A 22,013-nucleotide genomic window follows, 5' to 3' on the forward strand; every position below is an offset into this window, starting at 1 on the left:
CTTAAAATCTCCCTTTACGCACAGGCTCACTCTGTTCCACCGCTGGCAATTGTGCCAGGCTGACAGGTTGAGCAAGTTGCGGCTGTTGTTGAATAACAGGTTGTGATGATGGCGTTTTTACTGCTTCATTTACTGTCGGTTTAGCCATTAATTTATCAATAGGTAACACCGTTAGATTATTGCCGTTTGAGCTATCTACCATTAACTTCGGTGTATTTTTCATCACTTTTTCCATTGTTTGAATATATAAGCGGTCACGAGTAACTTCTGGTGCGGCTTTATATTCAGGCAATAATTGAATAAAGCGTTGTACTTCACCTTGAGCATTTAACACAACTTGCTCTTTGTAGGCATTTGCTTGCTCTAAAATACGTTGTGCTTGACCACGAGCAATTGGCTCTTGCCCTCTTGCGTAGGCTTCGGCTTCACGAATTAAACGCTGTTCATCTTCTTGAGCTTTGATTGCATCATCAAATGCCGCTTTTACTTCTTCTGGTGGACGTGCGTATTGGAAGTTCACGTCAGTGATCAATAATCCCATATCATAATTTTTGATAATATCACGCAAGGCATTCCACGTTTTTTCACGCACAATCGCACGCCCTGTGGTTAAAATATCGTCCATTGTCATATGTCCGATCACATAACGCAATGCACTGTCGGTCGCTTGTTTCAAGCTATCATCAGGCTTAGTTACGCTAAAGAGATATTTCGCAGGATCTTCAATACGGTATTGAACAGTCATTTCTACCAACACCATATTTTCATCTTGGGTCAGCATAGAGCCGTTAGTTCTCAGTTCTAACACACGTTCAATATTCACTGGCGTTACATTATCAATAAAAGTCGGTTTCCAGTTTAGACCCGGTAAAACAATTTCGTGTAATTTGCCAAAACGGGTAACTACGCCACGTTCTGCTTCTTGAACAGTATAGAACCCCGAAGCTCCCCATACCACTAAGCCTAAGCCGAGTAAGACAGGCAAGAATTTCCCTGCAGAAACAGGCGGACGGTTATTTTGGTTTGAACCATTGCCTTTACCGCCACCCATTTTTCTCAATAAGCTATTAAAAACTTCCTCTAAATCAGGTGGTTGCTGTTCATTTGATTGCTTATTCGGCTCTTTTTCTTGACCCGATGGTTGTTTTTGTTCAGGCTTTTTTTGCCCTGGTTTACCCCAAGGATCTTGCTGATTGCCTGATTCGTTCCACGACATAACGTTCTCCAAAGTTAAATTTTTCTTCGCAAATGTTAATAAAATGCAAGCGTTTGATTGTACCTATTTACAAAACTTTTGGCTAGATTGAATGTGTAAATTATTTTATCGTCACTTAGCAATATATAACGTACAATAAAAAATATCGGATATATGTTTGCTCCTATTCAATATAATGAAAAAACATGACTAAAATCAGCCTAGTTTAAATATGTGAAAGATAATTAATGAATAAGAGAGGAAAAATGTATAAGCACCTTTGGCTTTCTAATTTTTTTGGTCGAAATATCGCTGATCTGGATCTTATTAGTAAAGGGAGCAACTCGGATTTAGTTCTCGCTGATTTCTCTCTCATTCAAACAAAATTGCCAAGCTGGGCAATAACGGAAATAGCTTGGGTGCAGCAGCAAGATTTTCAGTTTGTAGAAGGTGAGATTGTTTTTGAATATGATCTTGCACATTTTTCACCTGAACTGACCGCTTGTCGTGTGGCAACGGAACAGGATTTGGTTCAACTTGAACCCTTTTCGCATTTGTTTTCACAAACGCGTTTTCGTTCGCCTTGGTTTTCATTGTTAGAAAATCGTCGATTTTATTGGCAATGGATTAAAAATGCAGTTAAGGGAGAATTTGACGATATTTGTTTACTCAGTGAAGCCACAAGCGGTGAAATACAAGGGATGATTACCCTTCGAGTAAAAGAGACTACGGCACATATTGGCTTGTTGGCGGTCGCAGAAAAATGGCGAAAGCAGGGGGTTAGCTATCGCTTATTAATGAATGCGATCGCTTGGGCGAAACGTCAGCAAGCGACGAAAATGGTGATTACCACCCAGCTGAGCAATTTAGCTGCAATTCGGCTTTATCAACGCTTAAACGGAAAAATCAGCGGCACTTATTATTGGTTTTATCGATGATGCAAAACATTCCTTTTAACCGACCGCCTGTATTAGGTACAGAGCTAAATTATATCCAGCAAGCGATCTGTTCAGATAAGCTATCTGGAGATGGTCACTTTACCCGTCTATGTGAGCAATGGCTTGAACAACGGTTTCACGCACATAAAGTGTTACTGACACCTTCTTGTACGGCGGCGCTAGAAATGGCAGCGATTTTACTTGATATTCAATCGGGTGATGAAGTGATTATGCCAAGCTATACCTTTGTTTCTACGGCAAATGCCTTTGCACTGCGTGGGGCGAAAATCGTGTTTGTAGATGTTCGACCGGATACGATGAATATCGATGAAGCCTTGATAGAACAAGCGATTACCCCCAAAACGAAGGTAATTGTCCCTGTACATTATGCGGGTGTGGCGTGTGAAATGGATAGCATTATGGCATTGGCACAGAAATATCGCTTATGGGTGGTAGAAGATGCGGCTCAAGGGATTAATGCGTTTTATAAAGGGAAAGCACTTGGCACGATTGGGCATATTGGCTGTTACAGTTTCCACGAAACGAAAAATATCACCGCAGGGGGAGAAGGCGGGGCGATTGTCATTAATCAGCCTGAACTGACCGCTCGTGCTGAAATTATTCGAGAAAAAGGCACAGATCGTCAGCAATTTTTTCGTGGCGAAGTAGATAAGTATAGTTGGCGAGATCTCGGCTCAAGTTTTTTAATGTCAGAAATACAAGCGGCTTACCTTTATGCTCAGTTACAAGGGTTAGAACAAATCCAACAAAAACGGCAGATGATTTGGCAATGTTATTTTGACGCATTACAGCCTTTGGCAGAGAAAGGGATTGTGGAATTGCCCTACATTCCCCAAGAGTGCCAAGCAAATGCCCATCTGTTTTATATAAAATGGCAAAATCTCAAGGTGCGAACGGATTTTATTAATGCAATGAAATCAAAAGGAATTTTGACGGTCTTCCATTATGTGCCATTATATTCAAGCCCTGCAGGGCAGCAGTTTGGCCGATTTTGTGGAGAAGACAAATGGACGACTAAAGAGAGCGAGCGGTTAGTGAGATTGCCACTGTTTTTTAATATGCAAAATGAAAGTATTGAACATGTAATTAGGGCAATATTGTTTTGGAAATCCTGATATATTCTCTTAAAGGAATGTCTCAGGATTTGAGCTAAGGTGAAGACTTTTTCTTTATACCATCGCAATTAGGTTATATAGAAAATTCTGCAGAATCACACCGCTTATATTTGTCGATATTCTACACCTGCCACGAAATAAACGCCCAACGGGCTTGATCGTGGCTGATTTTTTGTTGAGATTGCTGTTTTTGCTGATAGAAGGCCTGTAATTTTTGTCGTTCTAGTTCGGTTAATGTCCCTAGCGAAAACTCTACGGCATTTTGCAGATCTTGGTATGTTTCCCCTTGAAAGCCCCCTGTTTCTCCCTGTAAAAAGTCAGTTCTGCCTGAATACCACGCTGATAAAGACGGTTTAACAGATAGATATAAAAGGCGTAAACTTGTTTGCATAAACGGGCTAGGGGAATGGCAAGCGTTCCCGGCCCTGAGCCAATATCCAATACGCTATCTGTTGGTTCAATCTTCATTTTATCTAGAAATTGACGGGTATAACTGTTCTCTTTTTCAACAAAAGTTTCGGCAAATCTAACCGCTTTCTTATCCTATTTCTCAGCGGTAACATCATGATAACGACATGCAATCAGATGTTGTTTATAAAGTTGAGCAAAATCAATGTCGTAGAATGAATTCATGTTATTCCTTAAAAGGTAAATGTTGAGCCAAACTCGCCATATCAATACGATAGGTTTTGGCTAATTGATGAAGAGTAAGCATATCGGCTTTTTTCCCTTGTTGAAAGGCTGGCTGATGTTGCTTATCTAAAATCACAACGCTATCTGCAAGGTAATCGGCGTGCTGTAAAGGGAAATAAACTTTGATGCGCTTGCGGCACATAGGCAATTTGTTGGGCTAACTGTTGTGGTGAATAGGTAACAAGCGGTTGGTTTGCAAAGAAAATTTCCCTATGCAATTTTGCTTGAGTACCCAATAACGTGCGTAAAAAGGTACTTTTCCCTGCCCCATTTGCCCCTAACACACAGCAGATGTCATTTGTTCCCAGACGAAAATCGATCCCTGAGATCAAAGGCTGACCGGCATAGCCAATCGTTAGGTTTTTTGTTTCCAGTATCACAGTTACCAACAATACCGCACTAATACCGCCGACAAATGCAAAAAGTTGCACATACCACATCGGCAAATTGCAAAAAATCGCCAACGAAGCCCCCAAACCAGCCCCTGCCGATACACCTAAAATATCGGGAGAAACCAACGGGTTTTTAAACATCCCCTGATAGATTGCCCCTGCACAAGCTAGTGCAGCCCCGACTAAGCAAGCAACAATAATCCGTGGTACTCGAATATGCCATAACACCGTTTGAATTTGGTTGGTTTCACATTCAACAGAGAAAGCACAGACGACCGCTTGCCACACTGCTGTTGGCGAAATCGGATACTTTCCGAGATTAAGCGAAAACAAAATAGCCAGTAATAAGAGCAAACTCAATATCAGTAAATTGCGTAAAAATGATGTCAGGGTTCCATTGCAAAAGCTGTTCCATTTAATTTTTTGTACATGCTCAGCTTTGGGTAAATTGCCAAAATGGGTACTGATCGGCTGCTCATTGGCAGACACACCACTTGTCACAAACGCCAATAAAGCGAATGCAGAAAGAAATTTTTTCATAATCTAGCTTCTGTGATTAAGACAAAATCATTATATTTAAAATTATATAACGATAGAAATTGATCAACAAGTCAATACATTATGTAAATTTTTGCAAAAAATGAATGATCGTTCAGTTTAGAGCTAGTCGAAATGGGGCGTTTTCTTTAAAATACGCCCCATCATTTTTTAATCAAGGAATTTCTAATGAAAGTGTCAAAACTTACTTTTACATTACTTTCTGCACTGGTACTTTCAGCTTGTACCAATATGAGCAACGATGGCTCTCTACAAAAAGCACAGCAAGATTATCAACAATATCAAGACATTACGAAACAATATCAAATCAATGAGCAATGGTGGCTTGGCTATAATGATACCCAGCTTAACCGCTTAGTTGAAACGGCACTTGCCAATAATATCAATTTGGCAAAAACGGCAATTTCCGTGAATAAAGCCTTATATAATGCAAACTTAGTGGGGGCAAATTTAGTCCCAACTTTCACTGCTTCGGAAAAATCTTCTGCTTCAAAAGGTGTTGGTTCTAGCAGTAACCTAAACTCGACTGGCACATCAAGTATTGGACATCAAATTAGCTTAAACCTAAGTTATACCCTTGATTTATGGGGGCGTTTAAGAGATACCGCAAGTGCGGCAGAATGGGAACACAAAGCTACCCAAAAAGATTTACAAGCGGCGAGATTATCTTTAATTAATGCCGTTGTGAGTAGCTATTACAATCTTGCCTATTATCAAGACGCAATCCGCATTACTCAACAAAGCATAAAAAGCTATGAGCAGATCAACCGCATTTTAAGCAATAAATTCAAACAGGGATTAATCGACCAGCTTAGCGTAGATCAATCAATGCAAGCGGTACTTTCTGCACAAAATACCTTAATCAACTTACAATCGGCTCAAAAATCCAGTGAGCAAGTTTTGCGTAATTTGCTAAATTTAAAACCGAACGAACCGCTTGTAGTCAATTATCCGAGTATTCTTAAGGTCAAATTACAAGATGTTGATGTGAATGTTCCTGTTTCAACCATTGCTAATCGTCCAGATGTACTGGCAAGCCTAAAACGTTTACAAGGGGCATTTAAAAACCTTACTGCAACTGAAAATAGCTGGTTCCCAACGGTCACGTTAGGGGGAAGCCTAACAGGAAGTTCAACGAAGTTTAACAATACGTCAGATAACCCTGTCGCTGGTGGCGTGGTGTCTTTTGATTTGCCGTTCTTAGATTGGAACAGAGTACAAAATAACATTAAGATTTCAGAAGAGGGTTATAAGCTGGCTAAATTGAACTATGAACAGACAGTAACAACCGCATTAAATGAAATCGACACCTACTATTCCACTTACCAACTGTCAAAAAGTGGCTATGCGAATTTACAGAAAAAATATGAGTACGATAGAAAAATCAGCGGATATTATAAAAACCGCTACGATCAAGGTATCTCTGAATTGCGTGAATGGCTAAGTGCAATGAACACCGAACGTAGCTCAGAACTTTCATTGCTTGAAAATAAATACACCCTGCTCAAAAATGAGAATGCCATTTATCAGGCAATGGCTGGGAAATATCGCAAATAGTATATTTAAGTATAATAGCAGTGAGAAATTAAGCTGCGCCTCTAATTTCTCACCTTTTACTACATTCTAGCCTTTAAATCAGGAAACCCACCCAAATCCTTCAACTTATTCACCATTGCACAAAACAGCTCTGCAGTGCGTTCCGTATCGTACAAGGCAGAATGGGCTTGTTTGCCGTCAAAAGGAATTTGTGCCATTTGGCAGGCTTTGACTAAGACCGTTTGTCCATACATAAAACCAGCCAAGGTTGCAGTATCAAACATTGCAAAAGGGTGGAACGGATCTCGTTTGGTATTAATGCGTTTTACCGCCGCTTGTAAAAATGCCTGATCAAAAGTCGCATTATGTGCCACAATCACAGCACGTTGGCAGCCGTTGTCTTTTACCGCTTTGCGTACCATTTTAAACATCTCGGTAATGGCAATATCTTCTGGCACAGCACCACGCTCGGCGTTATCTACATCAATTCCATTTACTTTTAATGCCTCTGGATTGATATTGGCATTTTCAAAAGGTTTAACGTGGCGATGAAATTTTTCATCTAAATGCAAATAGCCGTCGTCGTCCATTTTTAGCGTAATTGCCGCAATTTCTAACAATGCGTCCGTTTGAGCATTTAATCCCCCCGTTTCGACATCAACCACAACAGGAAGATAGCCACGAAAGCGATTTTTCAATAGATTGTAATTGGTTGCTTCTGTTTCAGCCATTAACCTAACGCCTTTTGTGCATCTTTGTTAGCGATAAATTCGATTTTGTAACCATCAGGATCTTCTACGAACGCAATCACAGTTTTGCCACCTAACACAGGACCAGCCTCACGAGTGACCTTTCCACCTGCTTGACGAACCGCTTCAACGGTTGCGTAAATATCATCCACCCCAATCGCAATATGACCATAAGCAGTACCTAACTCATAGCTCTCAACTCCCCAGTTATAAGTCAGCTCAAGCACGGCACTTTCACTTTCATCTGCATAACCTAAAAATGCAAGGGTATATTTATATTGCTCATTTTCGCTGGTGCGTAATAAACGCATACCAAGCACTTCTGTGTAAAATTTGATAGAACGTTCTAGGTTTCCTACTCGCAACATTGTATGTAAAATTCGCATCGTAAAATCCTCTTAAAAATAGAAAAAAGTGGCGATATTATGGCATAATCTCGCCCTAAAATCATTTTTGAATTGAAACTATGGCTCACGATCACGATACTCCTTCTAAATTAGAAATCGCCACGCACGCTATTTTGCCGTTGGTGACGATGTTATTGATTGAGATGTCGCTCAATCACTATTTTGCACCGCAAAATGCAATCTTTGTTTCGCCTTATCTGCTCACCTTTTTTACTGTTTGCTTGATTAGCTTCGTGGTGCTGTGGAAAGGGCAAATTTGCCCAGGGCAAAAAGGGCGTTTAACGGCTATTTTGCCGTGGCTTTTAGTCTTTGCGGTAGGAAATTTTCTCTATTCCCTTGCCTTTACCCCGAAACATTCCCCTGCTTTAGTCGCTGGATTTGCTTCTGTTATTCTGCCGTTTATCTATTGGAAATTACCCAAAGATGAAGATATTTATCGCACGGTGATTTATTGTGGCTTAGGCATCACCGCCATTGGTATGGTGCAATATTTGCTGATTTATTGGTATGAAGTACCGTCGCTGTTTAACTGGATTAGAGCCAATAATTTTGCCCAGATTTTACTCGGTATTTTATTAAGTGGCTGGTATTTAATGCTAGCGAAAAGCCGTTTGGAAGGCTTTTTAAAACTGTTGGTATTGTTAGCGCTTATGGTATTAATCATCAACTATGTTTGGGTGATTTTCGTGTTATATCAACAACTTGCTATTATGCCTGAGATGGTGATTTATCCTTACTTTATCTTCTTTGGGGTTCAGTTTGTGATTTTGATGATGTTAGCTTGGTTACTACTCGGCAAACAGGGAAAAAACATCAAAAATCCAACCGCTTGGACGGTCGCTACCTTCCTTGCAATGCTTTATCCTTTGACAAATATTCTCTAAATGTTACGCAGAAGTTTATTGATTATCGGTGCAGTACTTGCCATTTTAATGGCTGGTGGTGCATCATTGCTTTCAGGCTCTCAATTAGCTTCTGCGATTAATTTGTCATTGCCAACGGGCTGGAAAATAGAAACACCCGACGGCATTGAGCCACATTTAGAAAAAGCCATCTTGCCACAATTTACCCTTTACTATCAAAATTGTCCGATTGTTTCGGCAGATCGCCTTGCGGTGCAATGGATTGATGAACGGAGTATTCGTCTTAATCAAGCAACCATTGATTATGCCTGCTTAACGCTTTTTCCTAAATCGGAAAAAAGCCAAACCGATCCCATAGAAACTATTAAAACGATCTTTGCGTTATTGCCAGAAGGTAGCCTAGAAATCCAATCTTTAGCGTGGAAAAATCTTCCCGATGAAATGCACGAACGTTTGAAAGGGTTACTGCAATCACCTAGTGAAATCAAATTTGCATTTTTTCAGCAAAAACTGACCGCTTACATTAAGCAACAAGCGGTCACATTAGATGCGAATTTTGCAAATCAGCAACTCAGTGCACAACTTAGCTATCAGCCGAATAAGGATGAGCAACATCTTGCAACACTTTCTGCACAGCTAGATGAACATTTTTTAGCGTTGCCCCAACAACTGAGTTTAAATTATCAATGGAATTTGCCTAAAACCTTGATCGCTGAACCAAGTTTGCAACAAGGTCATTCAACGCTCAGCTGGCATAAACAAGATCAGCAACTTCACGGAAATTGGCAGTTAAATTCCGCCATAACACCTGAAAATCAGTTCAACTTGCCGTTTCGTTTTGATACGCAAAGCCTGACGATTGATAAAGGAAAAATTGACTGGCAACTCTCAAATGATTTTCCGCTCAATGCGTATCTGACCACCACCATTACCCCAAACCGTTTTTCTTTAGATGCGCTTTATCCGATAAAAACGGCGGTTCGTATCAGTCTGCTTACTCAAAATGCCAAAGGGAAAGGCAATGTGGTGATCAGTAGTCCACAAGGGGAAATTCAACAAGATAGCTTACTATTTCCGCTACAAATCACGGGCAATATTAAGCAAGGCGACTATATTTTATATAGCTCAGTGCCCCTTGATTTACGGGGAAAATTTGATGATCTCACCTTACGCTTTTTACAAGGTGCGTTGCTACGTCTAACGGGGACTGAACGTTTTCTCACCATCAACGATTTACGTTTTCCCCTGGCGGGCGTGCGGGTCGATAAACAAGGTATTCACGGGCGTTTGCAAGCGATTTTCCGTGGTGAAAGCCCAGACTTTAAAAATATCGAAATGCGGTTGGACGGTTACGCCAACAATTTCAAAGCAGGGGCGTTACACTTTTTCCAAGATCCGACCGATAAAAAAGCGGTGAAAGATCAATGGAATTGGCGTTTTTGGGGCAGTTCGCAAATAAAAGCCTTAAACCGACCGCTTGCAGTGTCGGGACGTGGTTTGTGGCATAAAGATTTAGTGCAACTGTCTGAATTTAAGGGCAGTTTGGATCATATTCGGAAAAATGGGGTATTTATTCCAAAATTAGAGCTGGTATTAAATGAACCAATAAAATTTGATTATGAGAAATTTCATCTTACAGGTGGCGTAAAGCTTTCAGCCTCACAAATGGATTTCGCCTATGGTGGATTATTAGAAAAACCAACAGCTAACTTAAAATTTTACGGCGAAGTAGAAAATCTTAACTTTAGGGGCGATGTGACGGCGAATAAACTCGGCCCGATTAAGCTCTTTGCTCGCCGAAAATTAACCAATAATGCCAGTGACTTAATCGGCAAATTGTATTGGTCGGAGCAACCTGCAAATGTATTCCAAAGCCTTTTTCCCTTTAGAAATCAATGGGTCATCACAAACGGAACCATTAAAGGCGAAACGGCATTTAGTGCGAATGCGGCTCGTGGGCTGATGGCTGGCGGGCATTTTGCTATTCGCAACGGTGCAGTTTCTCTACCAAACGGTGAGATCAAGGGCATTGATTTCTCACTCCCTTATCAATACAAACAGGGCGAAGTAGATATTGGTGTGAAAAAAGCCCTTGATGTGAATATTGATGAAGTGAATATGGGCATTCCGATAACCAATGTCAAAGTAAAAATTCAAGGACACTTACCTTACACTAAACGTAAGCCTCTGTTTTTACGAGAGTTAAGTTTAAATTTGCTTGATGGACGTTTAAATATCGAACACTTTGCCCTGCCACAAACGAAAATCGCTTATTTAAAGCTGTTTGATATTCGTTTTGAACGCATTTTAGAATTGGCACAGTATCACCAGCTGGATTTAACTGGCAAATTCAACGGTATCTTTCCGTTTTGGCTGTCGGGTAAACCTTGCTACATCTGCAATGGAACATTGACACAAGCGGATAGATCTTACCTAAAATTTACCCCTGAATTGCTTGAAGCGATTAAACAAGGGGGCTATACGGAACAGATTTTGGCTTATATGGTCAATAAAAGTGAGATTGACGATTTCACCGCAACGGTGAATTTAGACAGTAAAGGCGATATGGATTTATCAGCTAAAATCCATTCTAGATTGACTGAGCATAAACAAGCGAAAGTCAATTTGAATTATAACCATAAAGAGAATATGTTCGACCTGTGGAAATTGATTAACTACGGTTCTCAGTTTGAGCAGAATATTGAGCACTCAATCTATAAACAATTAGATAAACAATAACCGCACTCAGTACATGCTAAGGGCTCAGAATTATCTAAGCCACTTATTTACTAGAAACTTTTCTCAAAACTCAAATAAACTCGATTTCGTTTATACGAATAAAGATCCACTAAATTTGAGTTCACTCGCTGATGTTGGTAGCCAAGGCTTGAGCGGTTTTGCTGATCGTCAAATTGATGGTTATTCCAATAGGATTTCCCGCTAAATTGGTTCTCAAAATGCAGATAATGGGAGCCACTGATATTCCAATTTTTAGCTAAATTGAGATGATAACTTAGCCCGTTTGCCGATTGCGGTAACGACTCTTCCGTTTTCTTAAATGGTACATTCCCCACTCGAACATAAGGCGAGCTTGAAGCATTATTGACATTGCTTTCGTGCAAATAATTAATGCCAAAGTCGAAAGACCAATCCGAACGTTTTTGAATGGCAGCAATATATTGTTCAACCCCATTTGCAATTTGTGGTGGCAATCCGTCCGCTTGTAGCTTACGAAATTGTGCAAGTGCGGCTTCATTTTGCCGATCTTCAAATAGCATTTGTGCCAAACGAAAACGCACAGGCTGAAAATTAGGGTGCTTCGCAATAATGCCACGATAGAGATCGATTGCCGTTTTATAATCCCCCTGACTTGCCAAAATAATGCCGTTGGCATAATCAATCAGCACCAAATCGGGATTAGGTGTTTGTTGATAAATCTGCACCAGTTCAGGCAATAAATGAAATTGTCGGCTATCAATCGCCCGATTTAACATTTGACGAGTAAGTTCAGGCTTACTAATAAGCTCTTTAGTTAAAGTGACTTCCTCACTATTTGCGGATTTTTCTGAAAAAATAACCGCTTGTTTTGGTAATGTAGGCTCGGCGGATTTGATTTCCAATTCGGGGTTTGCGTTTGCTACTAGGGGGATAAAAAGGGTAAGGGGTAAGTGTTTTTTCATAAGGCGATATATTGATATTTTGAACTTATTTTTTTATGATGGTCTCAAAATTATTTGAGGTTTAAATGAGCCAATACAACAGCCCAGCAAATGCAGCGATCCACGAATTGATGAGTGATTTACACGACATTGGTTTAGTTGATAAAACAACAATGCAGAGTTTTGACAAACGTTGTTTAACGCCAGTTAAAACGCTCACTCCCAATGAGATTCGAGAAATCCGAGAGAAAGAAAATTTTTCTCAATCTGTCTTTGCTCACTACTTAAATGTAAGTAGCAATCTAGTTTCAGAATGGGAGCGAGGTGTCAAAAAACCAAGCGGTGCCGCACTGAAACTGCTTTCTTTAGTACAACATAAAGGCATTTCTGCAATAGCTTAGATTTTAGGCGGGGATACCCCGCCTACGATGAAAATCTCACCGCCGAAATCGAAAAATTAAAACTCACTATTGCCCATAAAGACGAGATGTTGGCTCAGAAAAATGAAGAAATCATTGCTTTGAAAGAGATTATTTCATTGTTAAAGAAAAAAGATGATTAAATAAGATAAACCTAATAAATCAAATCCCTTCTAAGAATGAAAGCTATATACTCACTTTTTACAATTTTTTGCTTAAATTTGACCGCTTGTACTCCCAAAGTACAACTTGAAACACCACCTGAAGGTATTACGATTAATATGAATGTGGTTGTAGATCATAAAATTGAAGTTATCATGGATAAAGAATCCAAAGCGATTATAAAAACAAGGCAGCCGTAATCATCAAAAACAATTTTAGAAAAACACTTGAGGAATAAGAAGCAAATGAGCGTGAAAAATCACGCTCATTTCATTTTTACTAGGCTTTCACTGCCGCGAACGCCACCATATTGATGATACGGCGAACAGAGGATACAGGGTTAAGAATATGTGCAGACTTATTCATACCTAATAAAATAGGTCCTACAGTAATTGCTGTTGTCGTTGCTCTTAATAGGTTATAGCTGATACGAGCTGCTTCCATATTTGGCATTACAAGTAAATTTGCTGAACCTTTTAATGGACTATCTGGCATATAATCACGGCGTAATTTTTCCGATAAGGCTAAATCGCCGTGCATTTCACCATCAATCATCAAGGCAGGATCTCGCTCTCTCACAATTTCTAACACTTTACGCATTTTTGGTGCACCTAGTTGATTTGATGAACCAAAATTAGAGTGTGAAAGCAATGCCACCGCAGGTTCAATACCAAAACGACGAATTTCTCTTGCTGCCATTAAGGTAATTTCAGCGAGTTCTTCTGCTGTTGGATCAGCATTAACATAGGTATCAGTAATAAAAACGTTTCCTGTTGGTAAAACTAAACTGTTTAGTGCAGCGGGTACTTTCACACTTTCTTTTACGCCAATGATGTCACGGATAGCTTCTAAATGGCGACTATATGTACCAAATAAACCACACACTAATCCATCAGCATAGCCCATTTCAACGAGTAGTGAAGCAATCACCGTTGTATTTGAGGTCACAACACGCTTAGCTATCGCTTCGGTAATCCCTTTGCGTTTCATTATGCTGTAATAACGTTTCCATAACTCATCGTGTTGGCTGTTATGTTCATTATCAACAACATCAAAATCTTGCCCAGCAACAATGTGTAGCCCTAATTTTTTAATTTTAGCTTTGATAATTTCCGTGCGTCCAATTAAGACTGGATATGCCAAGCCCATAGAAACCACTTCTTGTGTCGCGTGTAATACTTTGTCCTCTTCCCCTTCTGCAAGCACGATACGTTTTTTCTCTGCTTTTGCTTGGCTGAAAATCGGCTTCATAAAGAGGTTGGTTTTATAGACGAACTGAGTTAGTTTCTCGTGATAAGCCTCCCAATCCGTAATCGGACGAGTAGCAACACCGGAGTCCATCGCAGCTTTTGCAACTGCTGGGGCAATGCGTACAATTAAACGAGGGTCAAATGGACGTGGGATAATATAATCCGCACCAAAGGTTGTCCCCTCGCCACCATAGGCAGAAGTGACCACCTCATTTTGCTCTGCAAGAGCTAAATCTGCAATCGCATAAACCGCCGCACGCTTCATTTCCTCATTGATTGTTGTTGCGCCTACATCTAATGCACCACGGAAAATGAATGGGAAGCAAAGTACATTATTCACCTGGTTTGGATAGTCTGAGCGTCCTGTACAGACAATCGCATCTGGACGAGCAGCTTTCGCTTCTGGCGGTGTAATTTCTGGATTTGGGTTAGCTAATGCTAAGATAATCGGGTGAGCCGCCATTGTTCTAACCATATCCTGCGTTAAAGCACCCGCCGCAGAACAGCCTAAGAAAATATCTGCATTTGGCATCGCATCACCTAATGTCCGCCAGCCATTATCATCAATCGCATAATGTTTCTTGGTGTCGTCCATACGATCATCACGATCTTTATAGATCACCCCTTTTGAGTCGCAGACAACGATATTTTCACGCTTCATACCTAAGGATATAAGCAAGTTCAAGCAAGCAATAGAAGCCGCCCCTGCACCTGATGCAACTAAACGCACCTCTTCAATTTTTTTATCCACAATACGCAACGCATTAATCACCGCAGCAGCACTGATAATTGCCGTACCGTGCTGATCATCGTGGAATACAGGAATGTTCAATCGTTCACGCAATTTTTGTTCGATATAAAAACATTCTGGTGCTTTAATATCTTCAAGATTGATACCACCAAAGGTAGGTTCAAGAGAAGCGATAATTTCAACTAATTTTTCAGGATCTTTCTCATTAATTTCGATGTCAAATACATCAATTCCTGCAAATTTCTTAAACAGAACGCCCTTCCCTTCCATCACAGGCTTACCTGCTAATGCACCGATATTGCCTAAACCTAACACGGCAGTTCCGTTTGAAATCACGGCAACTAAGTTACCTTTTGAAGTATAACGATAGGCAGCCGCTGGGTCTTTTTCAATTTCTAAACAAGGCTCAGCAACCCCTGGCGAATAAGCTAATGCAAGATCACGTTGCGTTGCGAGGGATTTAGTCGGGGTAACTTCAATTTTACCAGGGATAGGAAATTCGTGGAAATCAAGTGCTGCTTGGCGTAATTGAGATTTGTCATCCATAGTTGTGTCCTTTATACAATTGAATAAATGAAATCATCAGTATTCTACCTAAATTTTGGGAGGAATATTGTGATATAGCTCTAATTTTTTAACAAATAATTAAAAAGTATAGAAAGGAATAATCTCTAATTAAATGAGACGTTTAATCATGATGCCAAAATTAAGTATTATTTGAAATAAGTATTATAGAGCGATACTATGATCAGTAATTGAAAGAAAATCAAGAAGTTAATTGAGGGCAGAGCTGTTTTATACAACAAGCTCTGCAAAATAATGTGATTGTTAGACGCTATAGAGAATATTTTTTTGCAGTATCTTTCAACAAGGTCTGCAATTCACCTTTTTGGAACATTTCGAGAACAATATCACAACCACCAATTAATTCTCCATCTACCCATAATTGAGGAAATGTTGGCCAATTTGCGTATTTTGGTAATTCAGCTCGAATATCTGGATTCGATAAAACATCAACATACCCAAATGGAACTTGGCAATTTACAATAGCTTCTGAAGCACGAGCAGAAAAGCCACAGGATGGGAATTTAGGAGAGCCTTTCATATAAAGAAGAATAGGATTCTCGCTGATTTGTTTTTGGATTTTTTCTATAGTTTCCATGTTTTTCCTCATTGATCAATAAGAATATGTACCCTATTCTAATGTGAAACAGAATTTTCTGCAATTTGCCATTAACATCTTCTAAAGTATTTCTGTGGATTATAGTCCACTTATTCCAAATCATTTCATTAAAATATCTGCCAATATTTGTTCTTTTAATCCACTTTGTCGTTGAATTTCTGCTTTTACTGCTTGTTTCCAAATTTTTTCTTCACTAAACAAGGTAAACTGTTTTTTAGCACGGGTAATCGCCGTATAAATCAGTTCTTTTGTTAATACTGGCGAATGAGAAAGTGGCATTACCAATAAAGTATGATCAAATTCAGAACCTTGTGATTTATGCACGGTCATTACATAGGCGGGTTCATAACTTGGCAAACGACTAAGGGAAATGTCTAAATGTTTTCCATTTTGTTCTGTTTCAAAATATACTCTCAATCTTCCTGCTTCATCTGGAAGAATTAAGCCAATATCACCACTAAAGATATGAAGTTGAGGGGCATTTTCGGTAATCAAAATTGGCTTGCCAATGTAGCTGTCTCGGCTATGTTTAAAATGTAATAAACGTGCTTGTAATAAGGCTTCTGCAATGGTTTGATTTAATCGTTCTACGCCCAATTCACTGACGCGTAAGGCTGACAAAAAGCGTACTTGTTGGAATGCTTTAAATATCTCACCGATAGACACGGCTTCTGGGGAAAGTACTCGAGCTTTCACTTTGTTCAAGTAATCGGAATATAACTCCACCGCTTTTTCTACCACGCTATTTACACAGTATTGTATCCATTGTGATTTTTCAGGAAAATCCGTGACTTTAGGGTAACACGCTAATGTTAAATCATCATAAGCCCTATTCGTTAAAATCTGCCACGATTTCACCGCTTGTTGAACATTCACTTGTGCTGCCAATTGCCCAATCCCTGAATTTTCGTCAAAACGAAAACTTCGACGAAGATGACATAATGAATTACAAATTGCGGGGACATTTTCCACTGTAGGATAAATTTGATGTTCTGTTACCTCAGTTAGATAGTCACTATGCTCATTGCTATAACCAAATCTGATCAAACTACCCAACTCCCCCATTAAATTTCCAGCTTCTACAGAAGCAAGTTGATCTTTATCCCCAAGCATAATCAAACGAGTATCTGGTTTTAAGGCATTCAGCAGTTTTTCCAGTATGAAGAGATCGATCATTGACGCTTCGTCCACGACTAACAGATCTAAATGCAGTGGATTTTGAGCGTGATGACGAGGCAGATCACTATGGGGATTAATACCGATTAACGAATGGATTGTTGAGGCTCTGGTTGGTACTTCAGCTTTCAAACTGTCAGGAATATCAAGGCTAGCGAGATTATTTGAAATAGATTCTTTTAAACGAGCCGCAGCTTTTCCTGTCGGAGCAGCAAGGGCAATCTTTAAAAGCGGTTGGTTCTGTTCTAATTGTTTAAGCTGTAATGCTGCAAGTAAAATAGCAACTGTTCGGGTTTTGCCTGTGCCAGGCCCGCCTGAAATCAGACAGAATCGTTTAGTTAATGCCGTTGCAACCGCAATTTTTTGCCAATCCGTATCAGCTTGTTTTGGAAAAAAGCGTTGTAAAATTTGACGATGAAGATCGATATCTGCTTTTTTTAAATCCGAACTTACCGCTTGTTGTAAATAACGTGCTACACGATACTCTGCCTGCCAATAACGATAAAAATATAGGCGATCCTGTTGAAATAATAAAGGTGCAACCTGTGTAGGATCTTGGCTAAAAGCAATATGGTTATGTAGCAACGACTGCCACTCTAGCGGTGAAATCCCCTCAATTTTTTGCAAAATCTCCGTATGAAAATCACGGCTGAAATGCTTTTTTTGCAAGTCAAAAAAGTGGGTTGTTAAATCAGAATTTAAACGAACACAACTATGTCCTTGCATAACATTAAAAGAAACTAATGCACTTAGAAAGATTGCTACATTCTGTTGTTGAACCGTATAGTTATAAGCCTGCTGTTTCTGATCGATCATTTTTGCAAATTGATAGTTTAATTCAGAAATCACATTCTCCGTTTTTAAGGCATAAAGTAGAGGTAACATAAGCAAAAATTTGATAGGAATTGATGGAAGCAGTATATAAAAAAATCCACGCATTTGCGTGGATTTTTTAAGATAATATTTGTTAAAAATCAGAACTGATAAGACGCGTTCAATTTAATATTGCGCCCAGCCCCTTCCATTAAGCTAAATGCAGGTTGGAACTTTTTGTCAAAGACATTCTCGATCATCATATCTAAACGTAAATTACGCCATTCGCCAGAAGGTGTGTAACTTGCTTTTAAATCTGTGAGAGTATAACTTGGATAAGTCATTGCATGTGTTTTAGGTACACGTTTCTGACTTGCATAGTGAGTGATATTAGCTCCAATCATAAATGTTTGAGGTACTAGTGCATAATCAATAGTAAAGCCTAATTTATTCGCTGGAATATTGGATAAGGCTTCCTGTGTTTGGCGGTTTTTACCTTTTGTTTGAGCATAATTCAATCCCAATGCTAAACGTTCTTGCTGATAAGCTAATTCTAGTTCATACCCTGTTAAGCGAGCATTTTCTACATTTCGATACTGCGAGAGAGATGGAATCATATCTCTTTGTGAAGCTCGGAAAATATCAAGATGAATAAAATCTTTTACATCATTTTGGAAATAAGCGGCATTGAATATGAATTTATCTTGATGTACAAAGAGATTATCAAAATGAACTTTCGCCGCAATTTCTTTATTTTTCGCGGTTTCTGGGCGTAAGTTTGGATTACTTACAAAGGTATTATTAAATGATCGTCCCATTAAATTTGTGCCAAAGTGAGACCCGCTGACAAAGCGTTCTTGCATTGATGGTGTACGGAATGCTTTATTATAACGAGTACTAAGATCTAGCCAATTTGTTGCTTTCCAAGTTGCAGCGATGGATGGAGACCAACGGCTTGCACTATATTTGGCTTCGTCACTTTGTGTTTTAAAGTGATCGTAGCGAACACTTGGCGAGACAATAATGCGTTCATTCCATAATGGAATATGTGTTAAAAGATAAAATGCACTGTTTTTAGATTTAGCGTCATAATTATTAGGGCGGAATGGGGTAGTGGCATTTTTCTCACGCTGTGTTACTACTCGGTCTGAAATAAAATCTACACCATAGTTTAGGGCTAACCAATTTAGATCCGTCGAATTTCGTATGCTTAAACCCATAGTGCTGAGTTTAGTTTGATCTTGCAAACCGCTTGCAATACGCTGCTCTTTTTCTTTTGTACTGTTACGGTATAGCGTCAATTGACTATTGATATAATCATTGTCTTTAGGGTTAAAGTAATAGTGTAAGGCACTACTTTGGTCTGTGATTTTTTGTTTAGCTCGATAACTTACACTTCCTAGTACTGATGTGAGCCCTTTATAGAAACGAGTCATTTCAGCAAAAGAAGCTGTTGGATTATTTCTATGCCAGTTTCTAATAAGGTTTCTCACATCTTGGTTGGTAAATTCTTCAGCAACTTCATTGTTGGTTGGGGCAATTTGTTCAAAATGACTTAAACGATGAGAAAGCTCAAGGCGATTTTCATCATTAATTTGCCAACCAAATTTAAAAAGTCCGCCTTTTTGAGTATAGCGACTGTCTACTAATTTTTTACTGTCCGCTAAACGTAAATCATCAGCGTGGTTATAAAAGCCACTCACTAATCCATCAAACTTGTCATTTGCGGCAAAGACACTGACATCTGTTTCAGAGAGAGAATTAGCAGATTGGTATCCTTGATGAATTTTTGCTCCAATTTGCTGATTATCTTTCAATAAATCAAGGGCATTTGGCGTTCTGATCGCAACAATTCCCCCTAATGCACCGCTACCCCATAAAGTACTTGTAGGGCCTTTAATCACCTCTATTTCTTGGGTTAGTGCCATAGGTAGAAAATATGAACCACGGTGAGATAAGTCAAAATTCTGGCGAACGCCATCAATCACTTGAACAACACGATTACCACTTAAGCCCCGAATAATCGGCTTTTGTGCAATTCCCCTTGATCCGCCAGCAATATCCACGTTTGTAATCCTTTTAATCGCATCCGCTGTACTTATGGGTTGTTGAGTTAATAATTGGTTTTTATTTAGGGTTGCTTTCTCACTTGTGTGATTTGCCCAATGAAATGCATCCCTACTTGCAATCACAGAGATTTCAGCGAGCTCAGCTGAAACATTGCTATCTGCAAGGGATACGGTAGGCAAAGAGAGAAAGAGTGCTGTATAAATTTTTGATAGTCTCATTTTAGTTGCTCCTTTAGTCTGACTAATAAATATCCTACAAAAGATAATGTAAATTATCAATAATGATATTGATAATTCTTATCATTTAGTTAAAAATAAATAGAAAAAGCGTTCTAATACATTATTAATAAAGGAGACCTATCAAAATGAAACATTTTCGTAGAAAAAATGTAATTACTGGAATCATTCTTTCATGTGTATCTGGCTTTACTTATGCAAATCCAATACCAGATTCAGGAACATTGAACAAACAGTTGGAACAGACACGCCAGATACAAGTAGCAAAAGTAAAACCATCTGGAGAACTGTTCAAAACACCAACACAGGAAGAGAATCTTCCCGCCAACAAAGAAAGTCTTAAATTCCGTTTAGATTCAATCAAATTACTGGAGTTGGACGGAAACGAAATTCAAGATAATCTGACATCTATTACCTCTCCTTATCTTCATCAAGAAATCACCTTAGATGACTTAAATCGGTTATCGCAACAAATTACTAACTACTATCGTGACAACAATTATCTTGTTGCTAAAGCCTTTATTCCACCACAAGAAATTAATAATGGTGAATTGCAAATTTTCGTGATAAAGGGATCGCTTGATCAGGTAGTTGTTAGAAATGGAAGCCGTTTAAAAGAAGACTTGGTTATGCGGATGGTGAATACTACTGTGAAAAGCCATTCGTATTTGGTTAAAAATGAACTAGAAAAGTTAGCTCTATTACTTAATGACATTAAAGGAATTACCTCAGCGTTATCTTTGAAAGCAGGACAAAATACGGGTAAAACAGATCTTACTGTTAATCTTAAAGATAATAAACGTTGGAATGGATATATTTCCATTGATAATCAAGGAAATGATAATACTGGAAAATATAGAACAACATTGGGAAATAAAATTTATAACTTAGTTGGGCTTGGTGATGAATTACATTTTGATGTGCTTGCTTCTAACACCTTCGATTTATATAACTTAAGAGCGGACTATTCTTTTATTATTGATGGATATGGCACAAGAGTTGGCGTGAATTCAAACTATTTAAAATATAAATTAGGTGCGAATTTTAAAGATCTTAATGCTCAAGGGAGTACTTATAATTTAGGTGGTTATATTACTCACCCTACTATTAGAACTGCAAGTTTAAGATTAGATAGTAAATTAGCATTTAATCATCAGAAATTGTCAGATGAACAAAAATCTGTTGATTTACAACAAAAACGGAAAGTAAATACGACTAGCATAGGAGTGAGTGGTTCTTGGAATAGTATAAAAGAAGGTGTTACCTATTTTTCTTTCAATACTATTTTTGGGAAAGAAAGTCATTCGACCAATGAGAAAAAACACTATTTATCAGAGAATTACCAGCCTAAACGTACATTTACGACATTTAATTATTCATTATCTCACGAGCAGTTTTTACCTAAATCCTTCAGTATTACATTTGCCGCCAGTGGGCAATTTGCTGATAAAAATCTGGATAGTGGAAATAAATTCCTACTAGGTGGATTATCAGGGGTAAAAGGATATCAAGCAGGTACTGTTTCTGTTGATGAAGGGCATATTATCCAAGCGGAACTAAAACACTACTTACCTGTTTTTTCAAAAAGTATGCTAGTAAGCTCACTCTTTTATGATGAGGGTTTTGGAAAACAATATAAAAATACTGAGAAATTATCCGAATCTGTTGAAAATAAAGTTCGTTTAAAAAGTATCGGTGTTGGTTTGAATTTAATTGAACCTAATCATTATTCTATTAATTTTGCTTATGCAAAACCTATCGGTAAGAAATATAACAATGTAGATAAAAATCAATTTTGGTTATCTGCAATTAAAACATTTTAATTAA

18 protein-coding genes and 2 pseudogenes are annotated in these 22,013 nt (G+C 38.7%); 8 read left to right on the forward strand and 12 right to left on the reverse strand.

Annotation, left to right across the window (positions count from 1 at the left end):
• Position 1: 1 nt before the first annotated feature.
• The gene (gene hflK, locus J1G47_RS09925) at positions 2–1,216 is read right to left on the reverse strand and encodes an FtsH protease activity modulator HflK (protein ID WP_207326609.1); all 1,215 of its coding nucleotides are present in this window, start codon (positions 1,214–1,216) and stop codon (positions 2–4) included.
• Positions 1,217–1,461: 245 nt separating this feature from the next.
• Between hflK and rffC the strand changes: the two genes are divergently transcribed.
• Positions 1,462–2,133 (forward strand): dTDP-4-amino-4,6-dideoxy-D-galactose acyltransferase, encoded by a 672-nt coding sequence (rffC, locus tag J1G47_RS09930; protein WP_005710432.1) that lies wholly within the window; start codon positions 1,462–1,464, stop codon positions 2,131–2,133.
• Positions 2,130–3,269: a dTDP-4-amino-4,6-dideoxygalactose transaminase gene (gene rffA, locus J1G47_RS09935; protein ID WP_407926560.1), complete on the forward strand. Its 1,140-nt coding sequence runs from the start codon at positions 2,130–2,132 to the stop codon at positions 3,267–3,269. The genes rffC and rffA overlap by 4 nt, the downstream gene beginning before the upstream one ends.
• A gap of 121 nt (positions 3,270–3,390) precedes the next feature.
• On the opposite strand, the pseudogene J1G47_RS09940 reads toward rffA, so the two are convergent.
• From J1G47_RS09940 to J1G47_RS11935, 4 genes and pseudogenes are all read right to left on the reverse strand, one after another.
• Positions 3,391–3,902, reverse strand: a pseudogene (locus J1G47_RS09940) (class I SAM-dependent methyltransferase).
• A gap of 1 nt (position 3,903) precedes the next feature.
• Positions 3,904–4,038 carry a hypothetical protein gene (locus J1G47_RS12060; protein WP_268895775.1) on the reverse strand — a complete coding sequence of 45 codons (135 nt, stop codon included), beginning with the start codon at positions 4,036–4,038 and terminating at the stop codon, positions 3,904–3,906.
• Between the two features lie 4 nt (positions 4,039–4,042).
• A complete protein-coding gene (locus tag J1G47_RS11930; RefSeq protein ID WP_234886087.1) occupies positions 4,043–4,342 on the reverse strand; it encodes an ATP-binding cassette domain-containing protein in 300 nt (99 codons plus the stop codon).
• Positions 4,337–4,744 (reverse strand): annotated as a pseudogene (locus tag J1G47_RS11935) (FecCD family ABC transporter permease); the annotation flags it as partial. The gene J1G47_RS11930 and the pseudogene J1G47_RS11935, both read right to left, overlap by 6 nt.
• 336 nt (positions 4,745–5,080) lie before the next feature.
• On the opposite strand from J1G47_RS11935, the gene tdeA reads away from it, so the two are divergent.
• Positions 5,081–6,469 (forward strand): toxin/drug exporter TdeA, encoded by a 1,389-nt coding sequence (gene tdeA, locus J1G47_RS09955; RefSeq protein ID WP_075605387.1) that lies wholly within the window; start codon positions 5,081–5,083, stop codon positions 6,467–6,469.
• Between the two features lie 59 nt (positions 6,470–6,528).
• Here tdeA and rnt read toward each other — a convergent pair whose 3' ends face one another.
• Both rnt and gloA read right to left on the reverse strand, forming a co-directional pair.
• Positions 6,529–7,179, reverse strand: coding sequence for a ribonuclease T (gene rnt, locus J1G47_RS09960; protein ID WP_005710445.1), 651 nt, complete (start codon positions 7,177–7,179; stop codon positions 6,529–6,531).
• The gene (gloA, locus tag J1G47_RS09965) at positions 7,179–7,583 is read right to left on the reverse strand and encodes a lactoylglutathione lyase (RefSeq protein ID WP_005710446.1); all 405 of its coding nucleotides are present in this window, start codon (positions 7,581–7,583) and stop codon (positions 7,179–7,181) included. The genes rnt and gloA overlap by 1 nt, the downstream gene beginning before the upstream one ends.
• An 80-nt stretch (positions 7,584–7,663) precedes the next feature.
• Between gloA and J1G47_RS09970 the strand changes: the two genes are divergently transcribed.
• Positions 7,664–8,488: a hypothetical protein gene (locus J1G47_RS09970; protein WP_160405040.1), complete on the forward strand. Its 825-nt coding sequence runs from the start codon at positions 7,664–7,666 to the stop codon at positions 8,486–8,488.
• Positions 8,489–11,206 carry a YdbH family protein gene (locus J1G47_RS09975; protein ID WP_207326610.1) on the forward strand — a complete coding sequence of 906 codons (2,718 nt, stop codon included), beginning with the start codon at positions 8,489–8,491 and terminating at the stop codon, positions 11,204–11,206.
• A 50-nt stretch (positions 11,207–11,256) separates the two neighbouring features.
• Here J1G47_RS09975 and J1G47_RS09980 read toward each other — a convergent pair whose 3' ends face one another.
• The gene (locus J1G47_RS09980) at positions 11,257–12,087 is read right to left on the reverse strand and encodes a surface lipoprotein assembly modifier (protein WP_234924159.1); all 831 of its coding nucleotides are present in this window, start codon (positions 12,085–12,087) and stop codon (positions 11,257–11,259) included.
• 125 nt (positions 12,088–12,212) lie between these two features.
• Between J1G47_RS09980 and J1G47_RS09985 the strand changes: the two genes are divergently transcribed.
• Together J1G47_RS09985 and J1G47_RS09990 are read left to right on the forward strand one after the other, a co-directional pair.
• On the forward strand, positions 12,213–12,527 hold the full coding sequence (locus J1G47_RS09985; protein WP_015940098.1) for a helix-turn-helix domain-containing protein: 315 nt from the start codon (positions 12,213–12,215) through the stop codon (positions 12,525–12,527).
• Positions 12,528–12,724: 197 nt separating this feature from the next.
• A complete protein-coding gene (locus J1G47_RS09990) occupies positions 12,725–12,907 on the forward strand; it encodes a YnbE family lipoprotein (RefSeq protein WP_016528315.1) in 183 nt (60 codons plus the stop codon).
• Between the two features lie 79 nt (positions 12,908–12,986).
• On the opposite strand, the gene J1G47_RS09995 is transcribed toward J1G47_RS09990, so the two are convergent.
• The 4 genes from J1G47_RS09995 to J1G47_RS10010 all read right to left on the reverse strand — a co-directional run bounded on the left by J1G47_RS09995 (position 12,987) and on the right by J1G47_RS10010 (position 20,168).
• Positions 12,987–15,254 carry an NADP-dependent malic enzyme gene (locus J1G47_RS09995; RefSeq protein ID WP_075620598.1) on the reverse strand — a complete coding sequence of 756 codons (2,268 nt, stop codon included), beginning with the start codon at positions 15,252–15,254 and terminating at the stop codon, positions 12,987–12,989.
• Between the two features lie 289 nt (positions 15,255–15,543).
• Positions 15,544–15,870 (reverse strand): Grx4 family monothiol glutaredoxin, encoded by a 327-nt coding sequence (grxD, locus tag J1G47_RS10000; protein ID WP_010786031.1) that lies wholly within the window; start codon positions 15,868–15,870, stop codon positions 15,544–15,546.
• A gap of 120 nt (positions 15,871–15,990) precedes the next feature.
• On the reverse strand, positions 15,991–17,952 hold the full coding sequence (gene recD, locus J1G47_RS10005; RefSeq protein WP_207326612.1) for an exodeoxyribonuclease V subunit alpha: 1,962 nt from the start codon (positions 17,950–17,952) through the stop codon (positions 15,991–15,993).
• 89 nt (positions 17,953–18,041) lie between these two features.
• Positions 18,042–20,168, reverse strand: coding sequence for a TonB-dependent hemoglobin/transferrin/lactoferrin family receptor (locus tag J1G47_RS10010; RefSeq protein WP_160405049.1), 2,127 nt, complete (start codon positions 20,166–20,168; stop codon positions 18,042–18,044).
• Positions 20,169–20,314: 146 nt separating this feature from the next.
• On the opposite strand from J1G47_RS10010, the gene J1G47_RS10015 reads away from it, so the two are divergent.
• Positions 20,315–22,009, forward strand: a complete 1,695-nt coding sequence (locus tag J1G47_RS10015; protein ID WP_207326613.1) for a ShlB/FhaC/HecB family hemolysin secretion/activation protein — start codon at positions 20,315–20,317, stop codon at positions 22,007–22,009.
• Positions 22,010–22,013 lie beyond the last annotated feature (4 nt).

The sequence above is a fragment of the Glaesserella parasuis genome, assembly GCF_017352235.1.
Classification (GTDB): Bacteria; Pseudomonadota; Gammaproteobacteria; order Enterobacterales; family Pasteurellaceae; genus Glaesserella; species Glaesserella parasuis.